A 1,354-nucleotide genomic window follows, 5' to 3' on the forward strand; every position below is an offset into this window, starting at 1 on the left:
CTATAGGAACTAAACGCGTTGTTTTAGGTTCTGTGTGTGGGTTTGGTTGTGTGTTGGTCAGAGTGTGGTGTTGGGGTATCTGACTGGTGTGTGGAACTCGTTCCAGTTGATGGCGGTGCCGTAGTGTTCGGGCTCGTCCTGTTCCTGTCTGGTTTCCCGTTTGGGTGCTGGTTGTGGCTGGTGGTGTTCGTCCCTGATCAGGCTGGCGGGGTCGGGGTTGTCGGTTTTCATGTAGCAGTGCCATTCGCAGGCGCGTCTCATGTGGCTCTCGGGTAGGCCGTGGTGTTGCAGGAGGGTGCGTTTGATGGGTGGGTTGACTCCTCCTTCCAGCCGGTTGGTGGTGCGTTCCACTGGCCCGCCGGCGGTGAGTTCGGGTTCCAGGAAGGCGAAGAGCTGCCTGTCTTGGAAGAGGTGTTCGGGCCTGCGGTAGCAGCGGCGGAGTTCCTGGTGGGTCCACCACCAGGATTGGTGGCTGGCTTTGGGGTTGGCTGGGTCGTCCTTGGCCATGGTGCGTTCGTCGATGAGGGTTTTCCATCTTTCGTGCCAGGCGTTCAAGGCCTCACCCCAACGCACCGCTTCCTCGATGGTATGGACCCGGGTGAGCTGGTCGGAGAGTCGCTTGAGTTCCTTGCCGGCCTGAAGTCGTGGTTTGAGTGTCGGGTCGGTTTTGGTGTTGCGTTGCACGTGCACCAGGCAGCGTCGGATGCGCGTGCCCGGCCAGCAGGCATGGCAGGCTTTCTGCACGCCGCGAAGGCCGTCGGTGATGAGCACGTCGGGCCCGGGGATGCGGGAGAACAGGGCCGTGTAGGCCGCCGTGTTCTCCTGATGGCACCACTGCCAGTCGATGACCTGGCCCGTCTGCCCGTCGATCGCTATCAGGAGGCACCAGCCGTGTGCCATATACGTGCCGTCGGCCATGAGCGTGTGATGGACCACCCCGTCCGGTGTGATTGCCGGCTTGATGTTCCAGCACCAGCCGACCCGTTTACGCCAGGCCCTGGCGCCCATGGCCCCCATCTGTTCCCGGGTCCTGCCCGTCAGCGGCCGGTCCAGGAACTCCCTCAACTGCGCGGCGCGGGCCCGGTCCTGCCTGCGCGCGGTGGACGCGATCGAGCAGGACGGACACATCCAGCGCTGCGTGCCTGATCTGTTGCGCCCATGCTTGCGCATCCGCCCATGGCATATGGGGCAATGCCTGGCCCTCTTCGATCTGGTTCTCATTCCCCAATCGAACAGGAACGGGCACCCCTGCAAGACCCCTATTAACAACCCGACCTATTAACAACCACCCAACACGCTTACAGCCACAAGGCCAAACCCCCAACATAAACAACGCGTTTAGTTCCTATAGCCC

The 1,354-nt window shown here is 62.0% G+C and carries 1 protein-coding gene; it reads right to left on the minus strand.

Translation table 11 applies throughout. The features are described 5' to 3' along the window. Window positions 1-57 precede the first annotated feature (57 nt). Window positions 58-1,221: an IS1249 family transposase gene (locus AC0AII_RS08785; RefSeq protein WP_490446837.1), complete on the minus strand. Its 1,164-nt coding sequence runs from the start codon at window positions 1,219-1,221 to the stop codon at window positions 58-60. Between the last annotated feature and the right edge of the window lie 133 nt (window positions 1,222-1,354).

This window comes from Bifidobacterium sp. VU/mBH4 (B4) (genome assembly GCF_058199535.1).